Raw genomic sequence first — 19,841 nt, 5'->3', positions numbered from 1 at the left:
TTATAAACAATAAACTCCTTAACATTTCTAATAGGAATATAAGTCATGGAAAACCAAGACATGATATCAATTGCTCATAGATATCTTTCTAATACCATTTCTAAAGTAACAAAGTTACCTATGCATAAGCTAAAAAATGGGAACTCTGTCGAAAATGAAAAATCTTTCTTCTTTGTACATGATTTTGGCAATTATGAATTAGAAGCAAAATTCAATTATTGTGATGGTTTTCCAGAAAAAATAGCTTTACTTATACATGGAGGTAACTCTGACTTAAGCTCTTTAAGTCCTTTAGAAGATCTACTTAGAAAGAAAAATATTGGAACTCTTTCATTTAATTTAAGTGGGTTAAATAGTACGAGTAAAACAAAATCATCTTTATCTCAAAATATAAATGAAAGTATTGCTTTTTACAGTCTCTTAAAAAATGTGGATATTGTTATTGGATATAGTTTGGGTGGTTATATTGCAATTAATTTGGCAAAAAAATTTCAAATAGATCAATTAATTTTACTATGTCCAGCTATATATTCAGATCAAGCAGTAAACAAAATTTATGGAAATGAGTTTAAGAATGAAATTTCTAAACCTTATAGTTTTTATTCATCATCAATTTGGCATTTTTTAATGGAGTATAAAAGAGAAGTATTAATAGTATATGGAGAATTGGATGGAATAAAAATGGATGATGGAAAGTCGAAAGGATTTTATGAAATTAATGGTATGACTCAGTATTCTCCCATTCCCTATGAGATAGTCCAAACATTTAAAAAAATTTCTATCCGAAAAGCTAACTTTAATTTAATAATTGAGAAAAATAAAGATCATTATCTTTTAAAAAATATAAAAACTTATAATATTAAAAAAAATATTGATTTATCAAAAAAGAAACTCTAGTCTGTAGCAGAATTTTAATCACAATAAACTAGCCATGAATCAAATAGTTAAGAACTTAGAAACTTATCATCTTCATCTTTCTTCCGAGCTTTCTCATTTAATTAATGAAATGTCATATGAGTTGGCGTTATTAGGAGGTCCAGATTCTTTATTTGTTCAAGAAAAGATTCCGGCTTTTAAGGAAATACTAAGTGCAAAGTTAAATTCATATGAAAAAAGTATGATAGAAAAATATATTCATAGAGAAATACCCTACCTAGTACTTGAAGGGTTAAATATTAAAAAATTAGATCGTAGTAAAATTGATATTACTCAATCAACTCAACTACCATCTCTTGAGATACTCGAAAAAGATATAGATATATTAACATTAGCTTCTTCTGAACAAATAATATTGGCACTCCTTGAAGAAGATGCTTTTGCGTTTGATATTGATAATGTGGGTAAAATCGTTAGAGTTGTTGCCAACCTAAAAGGCGGTGGAGCTACAAAAATTGAAAATGAGAATCCTGATAAGAGTTCACATTCAGGTATAGAGTTAACTGCACATACCGAAGCGCCCTACCATACAGTTACTAAAGTTGTTAACAATCACTCACCTGCTCCTTCTTCTTTAATTTTAACAGCAAGATGGAATCCCTTAAATGAACCTACAAGTTTAATTCCAATATCAAGAGTGTTAAGCCAATTAACTATTGAAGAGGTACTTGCTTTAACAACAGAAAGTTTTAATTTCACAAGAAGTGAAACATTTAACGAGGGCCAAGGATCTGGAGGAGAAAATGTTTCTATCCTAGAAGTAGATAAATATGGTTATAAAGCCATGAAATACAACTCATATAGATTCACTCCAAATGAGAATGCGTCTATAAAAATTAAAAATGCTTTTTATAAATTTGAATCAATTGTTCGAAAAACTAGTATTGTTGATTCTATTCATTTAAATCCTAATACCATTTTAATTATTAATAATAGTTTATGCTTACATTGTCGAGATACTATTAAAGATAACCGAAGAACATTAGTTCGTTTATTTGGTTATAGAAAAAATCTTGATTATATTGTACTGCAAAAAAATCCTCTTATTGTTAAAGGCTAATGAATTGAATTTTGAACTCCTACTTATCTTAGGCTTAGTGGCTATGGTAGCTGGATTTATTGATGCTATTGCAGGTGGAGGTGGCTTAATAACTCTACCCGCATTGCTCTTATCAGGTGTTCCTCCTGTATCTGCAATAGCAACCAATAAATTGCAAGCTGCCTCTGCAACACTTTCAGCAACCATTAGTTTCGCAAGAAAAGGACTCATCGAGTGGCGTAAAGCAATCCCTATAGCTTGTATGTCTTTTTTAGGTGGAATATTAGGGGCACTTTCAGTTACCCTCATGCCTAAAAATGTACTTTTGACTATCGTTCCAATACTTTTAATTTTAGTAGCCTTATATTTTATTTTTTCACCAAAACTAAGCGATGTAGATAAAAAACCACTTATTCCTTATTTTCTGTTTGCACTTCTAGTCGCACCGTTACTAGGGTTTTATGATGGAGTTTTTGGTCCTGGAGTCGGTTCATTTTTCATAGTTGCATTTGTACTATTATTAGGTTTTAAGTTGGTAAGTGCCTTATCTTATACCAAGTTAGCAAATGTGGCTTGTAACCTAGGTTCTTTATCTATTTTCATCATTAAAGGATATGTCATTTTTCCAATCGCTTTAGTGATGGCTGGTGGGGCTTTTATTGGGGCTTCGATTGGCGCAAAATTTGCGGTAAGATTTGGATCAAGAGTGATTAAACCTTTGTTAATATTGATAAGCTTATGTATGGCTCTAAAATTATTATTGGATCATAAGAACCCCATTTTCATATATTTTAGTCATTTCTTTTAATCTATTTATTACATTATTTGCATCTCAAAAGCGTGTTTTTTAGAGGCTCTTAAATCTGTTCAGAGCTCATTACTCTAAAACAGAATATACTATAGAAAAAGCTAAGCCCCGATTACCGAGGCTTAGCTTTTGAAAATAATTTTAATTAAAAAATTACTTATTTAATGTCTGTAAACTCAGAAACAGGTTTGTTGACTTCAACTTTTGTACCTGCAAATTTTTCGCTCACAAATTTTTGTACTTTAGGTAAGTGGTAAAGTTCACCCAATTTCGTATAGATCGGGTCATTTTTATTCGCTTCAGCCACACCCAATAAGTTCACATAAAGCTTTGTAGACTGGTCAATAAGTTCACGGAAGATAGAATCTTTCAGAACGTTTAAGCCGCCTTCAAGTGCCAATGTATTACCCAATACAATTGCATCTACGTCGTCTTTAACACGCACTGCCGTAGTCATTTGAATTGGTTTTAATTTTAAACCTTTAGGATTTTCAGCGATGTCATTGGTTGTCCCTTTTACAGGGTCAAAGTCTGGTTTAAGTTTAATGAGTTTAGCAGACTGTAATAATGTTAATGCACGTGCTTCGTTAGCAGTATCGTTTGGAATCGCGATTGTAGCGCCTTGTGGGAACTCATCAACAGTTTTAACTTTATTTGCATAAAGGCCCATTGGTTCCAAGTAAGTTGTCGCAACAGCAGCAACTTTAGCAGTATTTGAAGCGTTATAAGCCGCTAAATAGTTAAATGACTGAAACGCATTTACGTCTTGTTCGCCACTTGCTACAGATGTATTCAACACAACGTAGTCAGTCAGGTTGGTCACTTCGAGTTTAATGCCCGCTTCTTTAGTCTCAGGAAGCGTTGCAACATATTTCCATACGTCAGTGTCTGAACTCGTTGAAACAAGTTTAATTGTGCGTACTGACTCAGTTTTGTCTTTAGCTGGTGCTGTATTTTCAGTTTGTGCAGGTTGTTTATTACATGCAGTCAGTGTGAGTACAGATGCGCTGAACAGGACACTAAATAATTTTTTCATAGATACATCCTAAAATAGGAAACGCCTACTCTTCAAAAGAATGAGGCATTCCCAACCATTGGGTCGAAATGCAATATTTGGCTGGAAATAATTTCCAGATATATAAGGGTTTAGAAGCCTGAATTCAGCCTAATTTCTTCCTTGATCTTGCTCGCTGAACAATAGAATTATGTTTTGAATCAGTTTCTAAATATTGGATCATCATATATCAATAAGTGAATATTCTACAAATAACTTGTTCGATTTTGATATATAGACACGTTCTCCGTAAGGCACTGAAAATAAAAAACATATTATATAAATAAAACAGTTTTGATTAAAATATATACTTATTTGATTTATATGAAATTTTCAGGATTTGTTAGCAATATTTAAGCTAACTATGACGCTAATTTATACGCTATGCATAAAAAAAGCCCCTATTTTCACAAAGGCTTTTTTTAATTAGGTGGTTAAACTTAAATTCAATTATTTATGAACCCAAGGCACAGCTGGCGAACCAATCCACGCAGATGAAGAGTGAGTTATTAACTTAGAAGAACAATCAATTTTTATGCCTTATAAATCAAACTAGGATGACAATAAGGAAAAATATAGGCACGTGTTTCAATAAAATTTAAATAGCGTTATTCAAAATTGATATAAGCCGAGAAAATAAAAAAACAGGCATAAAAAAAAGCCCTCGTCATTAACAAGGGCTTTTTAAGAATTTGGCGGAAGCGGTGAGATTCGAACTCACGGAGGACTCACACCCTCGTCGGTTTTCAAGACCGGTGCATTAAACCGCTCTGCCACGCTTCCAACGAGCGCTATAATATAAACAAAAACACAAGTTGGCAAATCTTTTATTTAACTTTTAATTCAAACGCTCAAAATAAATACAAATTACTTTAGTTTTCTGGGTTTCCGTTCTTCTCATAGCGAATTGTATTGATATACCAAAGCTTTTTCCCAGATGGTGTATGCACTTCAATCTCATCATCTACTTCTTTGCCAAGCAGTGCACGGGCCATAGGTGATTCAATCGAAATATGCTGCGGGTGATGATCATAAATTTCATCAATCCCCACAATACGTAAAGTTTTTTGCTCACCTTCTTCGTTTTCAATCTCGACCCAAGCTCCAAAATAAACCTTACCGGCTTGCTCAGGGGAGTAATCAATGATTTTTAATTCTTCTAAACGTTTTCCTAAATAGCGTACTCGTCGATCAATTTTTCTAAGCAGCTGCTTGTTGTACTGATAATCTGCATTTTCACTGCGATCACCCAAGCTTGCAGCCCAATTCACTTTTTTTGTGATTTCCGGTCGTTCTTCATGCCAAAGTTGTTTTAATTCAGCAACTAATTTGTCATGCCCTGATCGGGTGATTAAGTTAGATTTCATGATTAAAAACCACTGTTCAACAACATATCGCTTACAAGATGTAGCATTTTATACCCTATTTTCTCATATCAGAAGTGTATAAATTTTCTTCCTTAAGAAATTCATGTGTTTATGATGATATATCGAATATTTAATTGTACGAAATTTGACAATACTTTTTTTCAATATTATGATGCGCGCAGATTAAATGTTGAGCATTTTTTAACCTTTCAGAAAACTATGTAGATTTTCTACACAGTTTGTTTTTTTCATTTCATGTCATTTTGAATGACGTCATGACTGCCCACCCCTTATTGAATTTATCAACTTTTAAAAGTTATGGCAGCTTATTGTCTGACTTTTTGGGCATAAATTATCTGTAGCGGAGACAACATGCACAGTAATTCAAGTTCAGGGTCGAGGCTTTGCCTTAACTCTTTATTTTCTTCTCTCCCGTTAAAAGCACTTGCACTCAGTACTATGCTTTTTCCATTTCATAGTCTTAATGCAGGAAAAACCCTACAGTACAATACTGTAGTAAATACAAATACTCTAACTGTTGTTGCGGTAGAAAGCCCGACAACCGTTTTCAAAGAAGATCAGTTTTTACATGGTTTTGGTTACGACTTAGCACGTAACTATGCACAAACCCTTAATGTAAAGCTGGACTTTAAAATCGTGGCAGACAATGCCACTGCACTTAGATGGGTTCAGCAAGGTAAAGCAAACTTTGCGATGACTACCGCAGGTTTAAGTACCATCGAGAACAAAGGTTTAATGTCCTTTTCTGCAAGTTGTGGTGACACAGTCAATTTGCAAAAAAATGGTTTAAATTCTGAGTTGAGCTGGGTGTTTAAACAAGCTGATGACCCCCTCACCCAGACTGCTAGCGGCTTTGTATGCCAAAGTAAGCAAAATGGTGTGACACAACAGCTTGCTTCTTTTTATAACCGCAATGTAGTGAAACCGGAAGCTTGGTCAACCATTCAGCGTGACTTAAGCAAGCGTTTACCGATTTATAAAGCGAGCTTTAAACAAAGTGCGGCTAAATATGATCTCGACTGGCATTTACTTGCAGCAATTGGTTATCAAGAATCATACTTAAAGCCAGAATCTGTTTCTCCCACAGGTGTTCGTGGCTTAATGATGCTGACCAATAGCACTGCTCGAGCAATGGGTGTAAGCAACCGTAGCGATCCTGCTCAGAGTATTCAGGGTGGCGCGAAGTATTACGATTTGATGCTAACTGAATTTGATAATATTCCCTTCCCTGATCGGAACTGGTATGCGCTTGTGGCCTATAACATGGGACCGGGTGCGGTAAGTCAAATTCAGAAGCGCTTGCAATCTCAAGGGAAAGATCCGAACAAATGGGTCAATCTCTATGACTATTTGCAAAGTAATAAAACGCGAAATGGTCGATATAAGCAAGCAGTTCAATATGTCACCCGTATCCGTGCTTATCTTGAACATATCAAAACGGCGCAAACACGAATCAATATCTAATTTTTATTGTTTAAAAGTTGATAAATTCATTGTTTGTATAAATAAAAAGCTTACCTCTATGGGTAAGCTTTTTATTTGAATTCTTTGAAATTTAAGCTGTTTGCTCTAACACTTTCTTGAACAAATCTTTTTGTTCTTGGCTTGGCTTAGCTGTTTGTAAAGCCATCAATTGAGACATATCGCCTTGAACTTTAATTTTACCAGTCATGAATGCCTGCATAGCAGCAGCCATATCAAACTCTAAGAATACTTTACGTAAAGTTTCAGCATCCATATTTAAAGTTGTTTTGGCATTTGAAGACAAACCTTTTTTGATTTTACCCCCATCTAAAGCTAATTCGGTATTTCCAGAAGCATCTGTAACTACTAAATTAATTGCCAAATTCGCAAGAGCAGGTGGCAAATTAAGATCCCCTGCTTCAGCAGTTAATTTTTCGACAGTAGCAAACCAATCTTCAGTTAAAAATGCAGGCATGATTCTTCCTCAAATTTATTTGTTCAATTTCTCTAGTTGCCTATCCAGACAACATCATGTGAAGCAATTCTGCTTGAGCGTTGTTATAGCATGTAATTTAAATTTAGGGCTATGACTTTTTGTACGGAACATTCATTTTTTAGTATTTTGATACATTAAAGGCACTTGTTTATAAAGTGCCTTTAATTGACTTATCAAGTAGTTTTACTCAGCAGCAAAACTTAAGTTCACAACATCTAAGCGATTCTTAAGCTCTTCTGGATCTTTAAAATCCAGCTCGCGCTGAGAATCTAGCGCTTCGAAATCAAACAGTTCACGGTCCGCTAACTGAGACGGAGATACGTTTTGTAACGCACCGAAAATGCTGTGTAAGCGTTTCGGATATTGTTTATCCCAGTCACGTAGCATTTCATTGAGCATGGCACGCTGTAAGTTTTCCTGCGAACCACAAAGGTTACATGGAATGATTGGGAACTGACGCAACTCAGCATATTTGATGATGTCTTTTTCTTCAACATATGCCAATGGACGAATCAGAATATTCTTTTTATCTGATGATAAAAGCTTTGGAGGCATTGCCTTTAAACTACCACCATGAAACAGATTTAAGAAGAACGTTGCAAGAATGTCATCGCGGTGATGTCCTAAAGCAACTTTAGTCGCACCAATTTCTTGTGCAAAGCCATACAAAGAACCACGACGTAAACGCGAACATACTGCACAGTAGGTTTTACCTTCCGGTGTTAAACGCTTAGTAATGGTATAGGTGTCTTTTTCTAAAATGTAATATGGAATGTTATTTTCTTCCATATAACGAGGTAAGACATCTTCAGGAAAGCCTGGTTGCTTTTGGTCAAGGTTAACCGCAACAACATCAAAATTGATTGGTGCAATACGTTTAAACTGCAACATGATATCGAGCAAGGTATAACTGTCTTTACCACCAGACACACACACCATGACCTTATCGCCCTCTTCAAGCATATTGAAGTCACGAATAGCATGCCCAACTTGACGGCGAAGCTTCTTGAGCAAACGGTAATAGGCCGAGCTTGTTGGAAGTTCAGGCTTAAAATTAAATCCCTGATTAGACTCAACTGGCGCGTACATAGACGAGATATACCCATAAATAAAAATACCGCGCAATTTTATATGATTCGGACGAGAATCGCATCAAAAGATTAGTTTCAATTCTTGAAGCCGTCACATTGCTCCTGCATGATGCAAAAGTCGTGCTTTATTTTGACTAGCGCGTTCAAAATTTGTGCAAAGTGCTTACTTTTTGGACTTTTCCACAGTTTTCCACAAAACCTGTGGATAAAATTGTGGATTTCTTCGTACTTGACAAACTGTTTAGACCTTCTGTTAAGGGTTTTATTTAAATTGATCATTTTTTAACCAATGTTTTTTACCTTTAAATATCAACATGTTAGTCAAGTCAATAGAATCATTTTAAAAATAATTTTTAATTTTTTTTGATGAGCATTCGAACAAAACAGCTTGATTTTTTGAAAGAGTCGAAATAAAAAATATTACACAAAAGTTCTTTCTGTAATATTTTTTGATAAACTCTTCGACAAGTTTTGAATATCTTAAAATTGTGAATAACATAAAATGAAAAAACCGGTTCAATTTCTTTTTTCTTGTTTACTGGGGATAACCACTTTTTCGGTCGGCATAACGTCGACTTCAGCAGGTCAGATGTATATTTACCAAGATAAAAATGGTAGTACATTGCTGACGAATCGAAAAAGTAATGATCAATCACTTAAAAAAGTAAAAGTAACCTATTACCCTGACAGTAATATTCATAGTTATACGAACTGGGGAGCCTCAGAGGCCTCTGTTCTACCAAGCTACAATAAAAATAAAAATGCTTTTGACCACATTATTAAACAGGCTGCACAGCAACACGGCGTATCAGAAGGCTTAATTAAGGCCGTCATGCATACCGAATCAGGATTTAATGTAAATGCTCGCTCTCCAGTCGGGGCACAAGGTCTTATGCAGCTTATGCCTGCGACTGCACGTCGATTTAACGTGACCAATGCCTTTGACGCTCAGCAAAATATTTTTGCAGGTGCAAAATATTTAAGCTGGTTGCTCAAGCGCTTTCGTGGCAATACACAAATGGCACTTGCTGCTTATAATGCAGGTGAAGGTAATGTTGATAAATACGGCGGTATTCCCCCTTTTCGTGAAACACAAGATTATGTGCGCCGCGTAACCAGTCGATATCAAAACTTATATTCATCTGGTTCAGGTTTTTCATCTTTTACTAATTCTTCTAATACTTCAGCGCAAGTCTCTTCTCAGTCTTCTAATTTAACGGAAAACACAACAGCTCAAATAGCAGCACCAGCACCTAAATATTCCTCTTCTCGTCAAATTGTGACTTTATCGAATGGGACATTTACTGATGCGCCTACGGGTACTTATGTCACGAACAATGCCACTGCTATTGCACATATTCGAATTGAATAAAAACTTTTACTGACGGATATATTCCATCAAATTTCTATGCTTTAAATTGTAAAGATCTATTACCTAATCCTTACCATTTAGGCAAATTTAGCCAATAATTCTTTAAATTTAGGTACATTCTACTTCGTGAAAGAATGTATCAATTCCTTATTTTTTTCTTGAATTTTTCCCCTAAGCCCCGCATATTAGCTGCATGATTTAGAATTTATAAATCAGATAACATTTTATTTATAAGAGGATTTTCTCAATGATGCGGATTGGTTTGTTTTTGCTTACCAACCTCGCGGTACTGGTTGTAGCTGGCATTATTTTGTCACTCTTCGGTGTCGGTAGTTACCATGGCGCGGGTGGCTTGAATCTAGGCAACCTTTTAGTCATCTGTTTTGTGTTTGGTATGGTGGGCTCTTTAATCTCACTGTTTATGTCAAAATGGATGGCTAAGAAAACGACCGGTACAGAACTGATCGACCCGAATGCTCCTCGTAACCAAGCTGAAAGCTGGTTATTGCAAACAGTCGCTGAACTTTCTCAACGTTCTGGTATTAACATGCCAGAGGTTGGTATTTTTCCATCATATCAATCCAATGCCTTTGCAACAGGCTGGAATAAAAATGATGCATTGGTTGCCGTTTCATCGGGTCTACTTGAACGTATGAATAAAGATGAGTTACGTGCCGTTCTCGCACATGAGATTGGTCACGTTGCGAATGGTGATATGGTCACCTTAGCCCTCATTCAAGGTGTCGTGAACGCCTTTGTTATGTTCTTTGCCCGTGTGGTAGGTGACTTTATTGACCGCAATGTTTTTGGCCGTCAAGATGATGAAGCACCGGGTATGGGTTACTTTGTTATTACCATGGTATTGGATATCGTCTTTGGTATTCTCGCTTCGGCTATCGTGATGTGGTTCTCTCGTTATCGTGAATACCGTGCTGATGAAGCAGGTGCGCGTTTAGCAGGTAAACAAGCAATGATTTCTGCATTATTACGTCTACAAGCTGAGACAGAAATGCCAGATCAAATGCCAAAAGAAATGAAAGCTTTCGCGATTGCGGAAGGTAAAGAACAAGGTTTCAGCTTAGCTGCTTTGTTCCAAACCCACCCAACAATTGAACAACGTGTGGCAGCTTTACATCAATTAGATTGCCCATAAAACGTTTAACGTGAAGAAATAAAGCCTCCAATCGGAGGCTTTATTTCTTATTACATGGTTTGATAGAAGCTCCACAGATAACTTGCTCCCCACCAAACAGCCAAGCCAATTAAAAGCAGTACAAAGGCACCTAATAAATCGGGTATATGTAACCATAACCAACTGACTACAGGATTACGCCAGAAAGCTGAGTGCTGCTGCTTCTTTTCGAGTTTTTCATGTAAATATGGATGAACGACATGAATATCACTTTGAATCGCATATTCTTCACGTATGTGCGTATGCACCACATCTAATGCTTTTCTACTAGGTCGTATAAAAATATCGAAAATAGTTCCTGCAACAGGAACAAAGCCCACTACAGCATCTACAACTGCCAGTTTAATGACTGGAGTCAGCTTATGTTGAGGTACACCAATCTGTTTAGCTTTATAAATGGCATAGCACGTCAACGCGAAACCAGCAACATCACCAGCAATTGGAATCGTGCTCAGTGCAGCATCAGCTCCAATACCTTGTTTAGTAAAAGGAATGCGAACCGCACTATCCATCATGGTGGCAAACTTAGCGAGATCTCGTTCTAGTGCGATGACCTGCTGCTCTGTTAATTTTTTTTCTTGAGGCATCTCAATCAAATACACTAAGGAAAGTTAAACTTAATATACTTGATTTAATGCCTCTTTTTAAAATAGTTTGCTTTTAACTAGAAGCGTTCGATCTAAACAATGAACGAAGCAACACGTACATCACTGGAATAAAGAATAAAACCAGCACAGTACCAAACATGACGCCACCTAAAATACTAATACCGATTTCTTGGCGACTCACAGCCCCTGCGCCTTGAGCAAAGACCAAAGGGATTACTCCAGCACCAAAGGCTAAAGAAGTCATTAGAATGGGTCTTAAACGCAAGCTAGCGCCATCTAAAGCCGCTTGAATTGCATTCTTACCCTTTTCTTGAGCCAAGGCTGCAAACTCAACAATCAAAATTGCGTTTTTGCACGATAGGCCAATCGTGGTTAATAGTGCGATTTGGAAATATACGTCATTCGGCAGGCCGAAAATATAAGAGAAAATAACACTTCCCCCTACGCCAAGCGGAATTGATGTCATCACAGCGGCTGGAATGCTCAAGCTTTCATATAAAGCAGCTAAACATAGAAAGATAAAGCCTGCCGAAATTAAATATAACCAGATGGCCTGATTTGTCGACTTCTGTTCTTCAAAAGATAAACCTGTCCACGCTAAACCGACATCTTTTTGCTGATTAACAAGTTGTTCAACATCTTTCATTGCCTGACCTGAACTGCTGCCACTCGCAACATCTGCCTGTAGCTGTAAAGCACTATATCCCATATAGCGTTTTACGATTTCAGGAGCTCCGCCCCAGCTAAAGTTAGCAAATGAACTAAAAGGCACCATTTCATTTTGGTTATTACGTACAGACCAATTATATAAATCTTCCGGTTTCGATCTGAACTCAGCATCACCTTGAATCATGACACGCTTAATACGACCACGGTCAATAAAGTCATTCACGTAAGTCCCACCCCACGCACTCGACAGAGTGTTGTTAATCGCAGGTAGCTCTAAGCCATTTGCTAATGCTTGTTTCTGGTCAATCTTAATATTGAGGTTTGCTTTACTATTGGTTGATTGCTTATCAAAGTTTTCAAAACTTGAGTAGCTTTTGCTCTGTGTTTGCAACTGACGGAAGGTGCTATCTAGAAAATCTTGCCCCTGCCCATTTAAATCTTGAATCCATAAATCCATACCATCAGTTTGACCTAGACCATTGACTGAAGCAGGTAAAGTCACATTGATTTGAGCATTATTAAAACGGCTAAAATATTTCATCGCACGCTTTTGTATAGCGTCTGCCGAATTGTCTTTTCCAGTACGCACATCCCACGGTTTTAAAGCAATAAATCCTTGTGCCAAGTTCTGTCCTGTACCCGAGTAATTTCGGCCATAACGGATTAAAACTAAGTCGACATTTTTATCTTCTTGAGTCAGGAAATATTGACGAACTTGTTCACCAATTTTTTGGCTTTGAGAAATTGGAGCACTATCCACAAGCTTAATTTGAACACTTAAAATGCCTTGATCTTCTTTAGGAATAAATCCACTTTTTAAACCGCTATAGAACAGGGCGAAAACAGCAATCAAAGCCACAAAAATCACAACAACCGATTTACTGTAACGAATGCTTGTTTGTACGATCTTGATATATTGATTTTTAAGTTGATCAATTTTTTGGTTAAACCAAACCGCCCAACGCATAGGCTCAGGGTTAGGTTTTAAAATTAGGGCACACAAAGCTGGTGTAAGCACTAAGGCAACGACGAGCGATAACGCCATAGCGGCAACTAAAGTAATGGAAAACTGGCGGTAAATCACCCCAATTGAACCACCTAAAAAAGACATTGGAATAAAAACCGCAGTTAAAACCAATGTAATCCCAATTAAGGCTCCACTAATTTCCCCCATCGACTCAATGGCTGCTTCTTTTGGTGTTAAATGCTGTTCATGCATGAGCCGTTCAACGTTTTCGACCACCACAATGGCATCATCAACTAACAAGCCAATGGCGAGCACCAGTGCAAATAAAGTTAAAGTGTTAATACTAAAACCAAGCACATATAAGACAGCAAAAGTTCCTAAAATAACAACCGGCACAGTAATACTCGGAATGAGTGTAGCGCGCCAGCTTTGTAAAAATAGGAACATCACCAAAATAACGAGAATAATCGCTTCAATAAGCGTCTTCACTACTTCCTTAATCGACTCTTGCACAAACGGCGTGTTATCTCGTGGATAAACAATTTTATATCCGGCTGGTAACTTGCTTGTAACCTGATCTAGAGTTTGATGAATAAGCTTAGAGGTTTGAATGGCATTTGCACCTGAAGATAGCGAAATACCTAAACCTGCGGCAGGATAACCATTAATGGTATTAAAAGACTGATAATTTTCTGCCCCCAACTCAACTCTGGCAATATCTTTTAAATAGACATAGCTCGCTGTTTGATTTGATTTCACTACAATATTTTTAAACTCTTCGACTGTTTTTAGTCGAGAACCTGCTGTAACTTTCGTATTTAAATACTGCCCATCGATAACAGGTAAATCACCAATCGCACCTGCGGCCACCTGTGTATTTTGAGCGGTGATTGCACTGGCAACATCACTTGGCATTAAATTATATTGTTTTAATTTATCGGGGTTTAGCCAGATTCGCATTGCATATTGCGAACCAAAAACATCGGACTCGCCTACCCCTTCAATACGGTTCAGGTCATCTACCACATGCGTCGTTAAATAGTCCGATAGCTCAATATTGCCTGATTTACCTGTAGAGTCATATAAACCTACCACCATAAAAGTATCGCCGAGTGACTTACTTACCGTAACTCCTTGGCGTTGCACTTCATCGGGCAAACGTCTTATGACGCCACTAATACTATTTTGTACTTGCACCTGTGCTGTATCTGGATTTGTTCCATTATCAAAACTAATCGTAATTCGGCTACGTCCCGATGAATCACTGGTAGAGCTGAAATAAAGTAAGTGATCAATACCTTGTATTTGCTGTTCTAAAATCTGAGTAACACTTTGCTCAACCGTTTGCGCATCTGCCCCACTATAACTTGCCGATACTGTAATTTTTGGAGGGGCAATATCAGGATAACGTTCTACGGGTAAATTCAGCACCGAGAAAATACCAAATGCCATAACAATAATTGCTAAAACACTGGCAAAAATAGGACGCTGAATAAAGAATTTAGATAGCATGGCTGCTCAGAATTAAGTCGTCAATTAACAGGTGGCAATACCGAATTCGGCATCTTGATCATCAACGAGCGATATATAAAAGACAAGTAGAATTAACACAATAAATGCAATTAGGACAAAAACAAAGCAGGAATGATTATTTCCTACAAACCCATAAAAAAGGTTTTAACAAGTGTCACTGAAAATTCATGAATTCTTCATGATCATGTCAAGTTCAATGAGCAGACTAGAGCCGTTTCGACTAAAACAATATGAGTAGAATTATGTTTAAAAGAGCAATTTTATGCTTAAGTTTAATTAGCTTAGTTGGTTGTAATGACGATGATAAAACTGAAAACACACCAACTAAGCCAGAATATCAACTTCCTAAAATTCTAGTAGTAGGACACCGTGGCGCTAGCGCTTTACGTCCTGAACACACTTTAGCTTCATATCAAAAAGCCATAGATGATGGTGCAGATTTTATTGAACCAGATCTAGTATCCACAAAAGATGGTGTATTGGTTACTCGCCATGAAAATGAGATTGGTGGAACAACCAATGTAAGTACCTTAAGCCAGTTTGCGGACCGTAAAATAACAAAAAATATTGATGGTAAAGACTTAACAGGTTGGTTTACAGAAGACTTCACTTTAAGTGAATTACAGCAACTTAAAGCGCGTGAACGTATTCCAGAGTTTAGACCAGCAAACACAGCTTATAATGACCTCTACCCAGTTCCAACTCTAGAACAAGTGATTGAACTAGCTGAAGCAAATTATAAGAAAACGGGAAAAATTATTGGTTTATATATTGAAACCAAACATCCGACTTACTTTAAAAATCATAATCTGGCAATGGAAGATGCCCTTCTTAAAACATTAGCCAAATATAAATATACACGTGATATTGCACCTGTCTATTTACAGTCTTTTGAAGTTCAAAACCTAAAAGATTTAAAAAGGGAGCTTGACCTTCATAAGACGCTTAAACATGCACAAATCATTCAATTATATGATGCTAAAACCTCTCAACCAGCCGACTTCGTTGAATCTGGCGAAACTAAAACCTATGCTGATTTAGCCACAGCACAAGGCTTAAAAGATGTGGCTAAATATGCAAATGGTGTAGGACCAAGTAAAGGTTATATTCTGAGCTTTAATGACAATGGCTCCGTTCAAACGACTTCATTTATTTCTGATGCACATACGGCTGGCTTAAAAGTACATCCTTATACTTTCCGTCCAGAAAATAATTATTTACCAAAGCCTTTAAAATATAGTCAAGATAAACCAGCTGAACGCTGCCCATCTGGCGCTTTAAAAGAGTTTGAAGCTTATTACAAAGCGGGTGTTGATGGCGTCTTTACAGATGACCCAGCATTGGGCCGTGAAGCTGTTAATAACTTTGAGAAAGCAGCAAAATAATCAAAGTTTCTAATAAAAAACAGGGCAATAAATGCCCTGTTTTTTTATTTTTCTACGACATTATCAAAGTATAGAGGAATCCACTGATATTGCTCGGTATTTACTTTATAAACATGACCAATGCCTGGGAATGGTAAATGTGGTGCTGCGACCCATTGCTGCTTATTTGAAATTTCAGCAAACATTTTTAGACGGGTATTAATCGCTTGCTCAGAGTTCACATCAAAATCTACCCCAGTTTTTGGAGCATCAAACTGCAAAGAATGTGAATGAACGATGTCTCCAACAAAAATGATTTGCTGATCATTACTTTTTAAGCGGAAGCTGTGATGACCAGGCGTATGACCACGTGTATCGATCACTTCAAAGCCTTGAATGACATCACCATCTTTAAATGTCTTAAATGCTTTTTTTGCTTGATAAGGAGCGAGAGCAGTTTTTACATTTTTCACAGTCCCCAAATAACTTTGTTTTTTGTCCGCTGGCACTGTTTTTTCAGAAGCTGGATTTAACCAGTAATCAGCTTCACGCTCATGTGCATAAACGTTTGCATTTGGAAATACAGCTTTTCCATTTTGAGCAATACCGCATACATGATCTGGGTGTAAATGCGTGAGTAATACTGTTTTTACATTTGCCAGTTGATAACCTGCCAATTCAATATTTTTTGCAATCGATCCAAGCTGTGGGCCAAAGCAGCTTGCTGCTCCACTGTCTACAAGCGTCAAACTTTTGCCATCATCTACTAAAAATGCATTTACAGAAGTCTGAATACCCTTCTCATTCACAGCAGCATATTTAGTTAATATTTTAGTTTTTTGAGCCTGATTTAAGTTTTTAAATAAGTTAGGGTTTAGATAAATCGCACCATCAAGTAAAGAGGTTACACGGTATTTTCCAAATTGATGGTGATAATAACCCGGTACTTGTTGGGTAGGAGCTTGCTCGGCATACGTTGCATGCATACTAAAAAATGCAAGACCCAAAGCTACACATAATTTTTTCATCTATTCTTCTCTATTCAGTTATAAAGTCAAAATCTTTAAAAAAGATTTAATAATTTTTTAAGACCCAAATTATATAATGCATGAAATGTGTCAGAAATATAAGTAAATGAATAGCTATTCTCCTTATAAGGGCAAAAGTGGGCTCAAACGTATATTAAATGCAACGGCTTACTCTATTTCGGGATTTAAAGCAGCCTATAAAAATGAGGCAGCTTTCCGCCAAATTGTTTTTATTAACCTTATTTTAATTCCAGTCAGTTTTTTTCTTGATGTAACCCGCAGTGAACATGTGTTAATGATTATTGTATGTCTGTTTGCAATGATCGTTGAACTCTTCAATTCGGCTATTGAAGCTGTAGTTGACCGAGTTTCTCTTGAAAAACATCAACTTTCTAAAAATGCAAAAGATATGGGAAGTGCTGCTCAATTTGTTGCACTTTCTATTATTGCCATTACATGGTTGTTCATTTTATTAGGATAAAAAAAACCATGCTTACAAGTAAATAAGCATGGCTGTAACAAAGAGGAACTTCTAGCTGCTGTTCCTGTTTTTTAATATAAGTCATTGAACTTAACGATTTCTTAAAATTACGTGAAAAATAAAAAAATCCCTGCATTTTGCAGGGATTTTTTTAGTTAAAGCGTTGATGCGTTATTACATCATGCCGCCCATACCACCCATACCGCCCATATCTGGAACAGCTGCTTTATCTTCTGGAATGTCAGTAATCATACATTCTGTAGTTAACATTAAACCAGCTACAGAAGCAGCGTGTTCAAGTGCAGAACGAGTTACTTTAGCAGGGTCAAGAATACCCATTTCTAACATATCGCCATATTCGCCAGTTGCTGCGTTGTAACCAAAGTTACCTTCACCAGCTTTAACTGCATTGATGACTACAGATGGCTCATCACCTGCGTTTGAAACGATCTGACGAAGTGGAGCTTCAATCGCACGGCGTAAAATGTTGATACCCGCTGTTTGATCTTCGTTAATACCTTTTAAGCCGTCTAATGCATTTACAGCACGTACTAGCGCAACACCACCACCAGCAACTACACCTTCTTCAACTGCTGCACGAGTTGCATGAAGCGCGTCGTCTACACGGTCTTTTTTCTCTTTCATTTCAACTTCAGTTGCCGCACCGATTTTAATTACAGCAACACCGCCTGCTAATTTAGCAACACGTTCTTGTAATTTTTCACGGTCATATTCTGAAGAAGATTCTTCAATTTGAGCACGGATTTGTTGAACACGCTCAGCAATTGCAGCTGCATCACCAGCACCATCAACAATAACAGTGTTTTCTTTAGAAACAGTGATTTTGTGTGCAGTACCTAAATCTTGAAGAGTCGCTTGTTCTAAAGACATACCAACTTCTTCAGAAATAACAGTTGCGCCAGTCAAGATCGCGATGTCTTGAAGCATTGCTTTACGACGGTCACCAAAGCCAGGAGCTTTAACAGCACATACTTTGATAATACCGCGCATGTTGTTTACAACAAGTGTAGCAAGCGCTTCGCCTTCAACATCTTCAGCGATGATAAGAAGTGGTTTACCAGTTTTCGCAACTGCTTCTAAAACAGAAATCAATTCACGAATGTTACCGATTTTTTTGTCAACAAGAAGAATGAACGGGTTTTCAAGCTCAGCCGTTAAAGTATCTTGCTTGTTTGCAAAGTACGGAGAGATATAACCACGGTCAAACTGCATACCTTCTACAACGTCTAATGCATCTTCGAAGCCAGAACCTTCTTCTACAGTGATTACGCCTTCTTTACCTACTTTTTCCATCGCTTGAGCGATAAGTTTACCAACAGTAGTATCAGAGTTTGCAGAGATAGAACCAACTTGTTCAATCGCTTTAAAATCATCAGCAGGTTTTGAATTTAAACGAATATTTTCAACCACAGTTCTTACTGCGATATCGATACCACGTTTTAAATCCATTGGGTTCATACCTGCAGTTACAGATTTGATCCCTTCATTTAAAATTGCTTGAGCAAGTACAGTTGCAGTTGTCGTACCGTCACCAGCGATGTCGTTAGTTTTGCTTGAAACTTCACGAACAAGTTGAGCACCCATGTTTTCAAACTTGTCTTTTAATGAAATTTCTTTAGCAACAGTTACACCATCTTTAGTGATGTGTGGAGCGCCGAAAGAACGGTCAATCACAACGTTACGACCTTTAGGGCCTAAAGTCACTTTAACAGCATCTGCAAGTACGTTTACGCCTGCAATCATTTTTGAGCGAGCTGAATCACCAAATTTTACGTCTTTAGCTGACATATTAAACTCCGAATCTTTTTAAATACTGAATCTGATAATGGATTGAGTTATGGATTGATTAGCCTTCCAACACAGCTAAAATATCTGACTCTTTCATGATTAAGAGTTCTTCACCACTTACTTTCACTGTTGTACCTGCATAAGTACCAAACAATACTTTGTCACCAACTTTAACATCCAAAGCACGTACGCCATTCTCAGTGATTTGACCATTACCTACTGCAATTACCTCACCTTGCGAAGGTTTCTCAGCAGCAGAACCTGGAAGTAAAATACCACCAGCAGTTTTGGTTTCTTCTTCTACGCGACGAATTACAACGCGATCATGTAATGGACGAATGTTGCTCATAATTAACTCCACCAGACTAAGTCTTTTTGATTAATCGTTATTGCCATAATCCAGAGCAATAACAAAATATTTAGATGTCACTTTTGTGGGGATGAAAAAAAACGCTTCAAGGGGAAAATGAAAAAAAACTTCTCTTTTTTGATCATTTTTTAACAGGTTGTGAAGAGTTTTTATTAAATTTAAAGCACAAAAT

Annotated in this window: 17 protein-coding genes and 1 tRNA gene; 8 read left to right on the top strand and 10 right to left on the bottom strand. The window is 36.9% G+C overall.

The window, feature by feature from the left end:
• Nucleotides 1-45 precede the first annotated feature (45 nt).
• The 3 genes from F936_RS05245 to F936_RS05235 are packed head-to-tail and all read left to right on the top strand — an operon-like array spanning nucleotide 46 to nucleotide 2,783.
• Nucleotides 46-897, top strand: coding sequence for an alpha/beta fold hydrolase (locus F936_RS05245; RefSeq protein ID WP_005045705.1), 852 nt, complete (start codon nucleotides 46-48; stop codon nucleotides 895-897).
• Between the two features lie 34 nt (nucleotides 898-931).
• Nucleotides 932-1,996 (top strand): hypothetical protein, encoded by a 1,065-nt coding sequence (locus tag F936_RS05240; protein WP_005045703.1) that lies wholly within the window; start codon nucleotides 932-934, stop codon nucleotides 1,994-1,996.
• Nucleotides 1,997-2,039: 43 nt separating this feature from the next.
• A complete protein-coding gene (locus F936_RS05235; protein WP_005045700.1) occupies nucleotides 2,040-2,783 on the top strand; it encodes a TSUP family transporter in 744 nt (247 codons plus the stop codon).
• Nucleotides 2,784-2,940: 157 nt separating this feature from the next.
• On the opposite strand, the gene F936_RS05230 is transcribed toward F936_RS05235, so the two are convergent.
• The 3 genes from F936_RS05230 to greB all read right to left on the bottom strand — a co-directional run bounded on the left by F936_RS05230 (nucleotide 2,941) and on the right by greB (nucleotide 5,204).
• Complete coding sequence (locus F936_RS05230; protein ID WP_005045698.1) at nucleotides 2,941-3,819, bottom strand: MetQ/NlpA family ABC transporter substrate-binding protein; 879 nt, start codon at nucleotides 3,817-3,819, stop codon at nucleotides 2,941-2,943.
• A 711-nt stretch (nucleotides 3,820-4,530) separates the two neighbouring features.
• A tRNA-Ser gene (locus tag F936_RS05225) sits at nucleotides 4,531-4,620 on the bottom strand.
• 89 nt (nucleotides 4,621-4,709) lie between these two features.
• Nucleotides 4,710-5,204, bottom strand: coding sequence for a transcription elongation factor GreB (gene greB, locus F936_RS05220; protein WP_005045696.1), 495 nt, complete (start codon nucleotides 5,202-5,204; stop codon nucleotides 4,710-4,712).
• Between the two features lie 372 nt (nucleotides 5,205-5,576).
• Here greB and F936_RS05215 point away from each other — a divergent pair, with 372 nt between their 5' ends.
• Nucleotides 5,577-6,689 carry an MltF family protein gene (locus F936_RS05215; RefSeq protein ID WP_003650126.1) on the top strand — a complete coding sequence of 371 codons (1,113 nt, stop codon included), beginning with the start codon at nucleotides 5,577-5,579 and terminating at the stop codon, nucleotides 6,687-6,689.
• A gap of 91 nt (nucleotides 6,690-6,780) precedes the next feature.
• On the opposite strand, the gene F936_RS05210 is transcribed toward F936_RS05215, so the two are convergent.
• Nucleotides 6,781-7,164: an SCP2 sterol-binding domain-containing protein gene (locus F936_RS05210; protein ID WP_003650124.1), complete on the bottom strand. Its 384-nt coding sequence runs from the start codon at nucleotides 7,162-7,164 to the stop codon at nucleotides 6,781-6,783.
• Between the two features lie 204 nt (nucleotides 7,165-7,368).
• Nucleotides 7,369-8,274 carry a tRNA 2-thiocytidine(32) synthetase TtcA gene (gene ttcA / locus F936_RS05205; protein ID WP_003650120.1) on the bottom strand — a complete coding sequence of 302 codons (906 nt, stop codon included), beginning with the start codon at nucleotides 8,272-8,274 and terminating at the stop codon, nucleotides 7,369-7,371.
• A 504-nt stretch (nucleotides 8,275-8,778) separates the two neighbouring features.
• Here ttcA and F936_RS05195 point away from each other — a divergent pair.
• Nucleotides 8,779-9,648, top strand: a complete 870-nt coding sequence (locus tag F936_RS05195; protein ID WP_017390063.1) for a lytic transglycosylase domain-containing protein — start codon at nucleotides 8,779-8,781, stop codon at nucleotides 9,646-9,648.
• Nucleotides 9,649-9,895: 247 nt separating this feature from the next.
• Entirely contained in the window at nucleotides 9,896-10,801 is a 906-nt protein-coding gene (gene htpX, locus F936_RS05190; protein WP_003650116.1) for a protease HtpX, read from the top strand.
• Between the two features lie 50 nt (nucleotides 10,802-10,851).
• Here htpX and F936_RS05185 read toward each other — a convergent pair whose 3' ends face one another.
• Nucleotides 10,852-11,427, bottom strand: coding sequence for a DUF4112 domain-containing protein (locus tag F936_RS05185; protein ID WP_004643833.1), 576 nt, complete (start codon nucleotides 11,425-11,427; stop codon nucleotides 10,852-10,854).
• A gap of 73 nt (nucleotides 11,428-11,500) precedes the next feature.
• A complete protein-coding gene (locus F936_RS05180; protein ID WP_005045691.1) occupies nucleotides 11,501-14,596 on the bottom strand; it encodes a multidrug efflux RND transporter permease subunit in 3,096 nt (1,031 codons plus the stop codon).
• A 263-nt stretch (nucleotides 14,597-14,859) separates the two neighbouring features.
• Here F936_RS05180 and F936_RS05175 point away from each other — a divergent pair, with 263 nt between their 5' ends.
• On the top strand, nucleotides 14,860-16,002 hold the full coding sequence (locus F936_RS05175) for a glycerophosphodiester phosphodiesterase (RefSeq protein ID WP_005045690.1): 1,143 nt from the start codon (nucleotides 14,860-14,862) through the stop codon (nucleotides 16,000-16,002).
• Between the two features lie 44 nt (nucleotides 16,003-16,046).
• On the opposite strand, the gene F936_RS05170 is transcribed toward F936_RS05175, so the two are convergent.
• Nucleotides 16,047-17,009: an MBL fold metallo-hydrolase gene (locus F936_RS05170; RefSeq protein ID WP_005045688.1), complete on the bottom strand. Its 963-nt coding sequence runs from the start codon at nucleotides 17,007-17,009 to the stop codon at nucleotides 16,047-16,049.
• A 106-nt stretch (nucleotides 17,010-17,115) separates the two neighbouring features.
• Between F936_RS05170 and F936_RS05165 the strand changes: the two genes are divergently transcribed.
• A complete protein-coding gene (locus F936_RS05165) occupies nucleotides 17,116-17,490 on the top strand; it encodes a diacylglycerol kinase (RefSeq protein ID WP_004643839.1) in 375 nt (124 codons plus the stop codon).
• A gap of 174 nt (nucleotides 17,491-17,664) precedes the next feature.
• On the opposite strand, the gene groL is transcribed toward F936_RS05165, so the two are convergent.
• Both groL and F936_RS05155 read right to left on the bottom strand, forming a co-directional pair.
• A complete protein-coding gene (gene groL / locus F936_RS05160) occupies nucleotides 17,665-19,299 on the bottom strand; it encodes a chaperonin GroEL (RefSeq protein WP_003650104.1) in 1,635 nt (544 codons plus the stop codon).
• A gap of 58 nt (nucleotides 19,300-19,357) precedes the next feature.
• Nucleotides 19,358-19,648, bottom strand: coding sequence for a co-chaperone GroES (locus F936_RS05155; RefSeq protein WP_002120604.1), 291 nt, complete (start codon nucleotides 19,646-19,648; stop codon nucleotides 19,358-19,360).
• Nucleotides 19,649-19,841 lie beyond the last annotated feature (193 nt).

It is taken from the genome of Acinetobacter calcoaceticus DSM 30006 = CIP 81.8, assembly GCF_000368965.1.
Classification (GTDB): domain Bacteria; phylum Pseudomonadota; class Gammaproteobacteria; order Pseudomonadales; family Moraxellaceae; genus Acinetobacter; species Acinetobacter calcoaceticus.
Note: the sequence above shows the minus strand (reverse complement) of the source record. Positions and strands in the feature narration are given on the sequence as shown.

Excerpts from the sequence above, each read along its gene's own strand:
- F936_RS05245 (WP_005045705.1), top strand. The coding sequence starts at position 46 with ATGGAAAACCAAGACATGATATCAATTGCTCATAGATATCTTTCTAAT.
- F936_RS05240 (WP_005045703.1), top strand. The coding sequence starts at position 932 with ATGAATCAAATAGTTAAGAACTTAGAAACTTATCATCTTCATCTTTCT.
- F936_RS05235 (WP_005045700.1), top strand. The coding sequence starts at position 2,040 with ATGGTAGCTGGATTTATTGATGCTATTGCAGGTGGAGGTGGCTTAATA.
- F936_RS05230 (WP_005045698.1), bottom strand. The coding sequence starts at position 3,819 with ATGAAAAAATTATTTAGTGTCCTGTTCAGCGCATCTGTACTCACACTG.
- greB (WP_005045696.1), bottom strand. The coding sequence starts at position 5,204 with ATGAAATCTAACTTAATCACCCGATCAGGGCATGACAAATTAGTTGCT.
- F936_RS05215 (WP_003650126.1), top strand. The coding sequence starts at position 5,577 with ATGCACAGTAATTCAAGTTCAGGGTCGAGGCTTTGCCTTAACTCTTTA.
- F936_RS05210 (WP_003650124.1), bottom strand. The coding sequence starts at position 7,164 with ATGCCTGCATTTTTAACTGAAGATTGGTTTGCTACTGTCGAAAAATTA.
- ttcA (WP_003650120.1), bottom strand. The coding sequence starts at position 8,274 with ATGTACGCGCCAGTTGAGTCTAATCAGGGATTTAATTTTAAGCCTGAA.
- F936_RS05195 (WP_017390063.1), top strand. The coding sequence starts at position 8,779 with ATGAAAAAACCGGTTCAATTTCTTTTTTCTTGTTTACTGGGGATAACC.
- htpX (WP_003650116.1), top strand. The coding sequence starts at position 9,896 with ATGATGCGGATTGGTTTGTTTTTGCTTACCAACCTCGCGGTACTGGTT.
- F936_RS05185 (WP_004643833.1), bottom strand. The coding sequence starts at position 11,427 with ATGCCTCAAGAAAAAAAATTAACAGAGCAGCAGGTCATCGCACTAGAA.
- F936_RS05180 (WP_005045691.1), bottom strand. The coding sequence starts at position 14,596 with ATGCTATCTAAATTCTTTATTCAGCGTCCTATTTTTGCCAGTGTTTTA.
- F936_RS05175 (WP_005045690.1), top strand. The coding sequence starts at position 14,860 with ATGTTTAAAAGAGCAATTTTATGCTTAAGTTTAATTAGCTTAGTTGGT.
- F936_RS05170 (WP_005045688.1), bottom strand. The coding sequence starts at position 17,009 with ATGAAAAAATTATGTGTAGCTTTGGGTCTTGCATTTTTTAGTATGCAT.
- F936_RS05165 (WP_004643839.1), top strand. The coding sequence starts at position 17,116 with ATGAATAGCTATTCTCCTTATAAGGGCAAAAGTGGGCTCAAACGTATA.
- groL (WP_003650104.1), bottom strand. The coding sequence starts at position 19,299 with ATGTCAGCTAAAGACGTAAAATTTGGTGATTCAGCTCGCTCAAAAATG.
- F936_RS05155 (WP_002120604.1), bottom strand. The coding sequence starts at position 19,648 with ATGAGCAACATTCGTCCATTACATGATCGCGTTGTAATTCGTCGCGTA.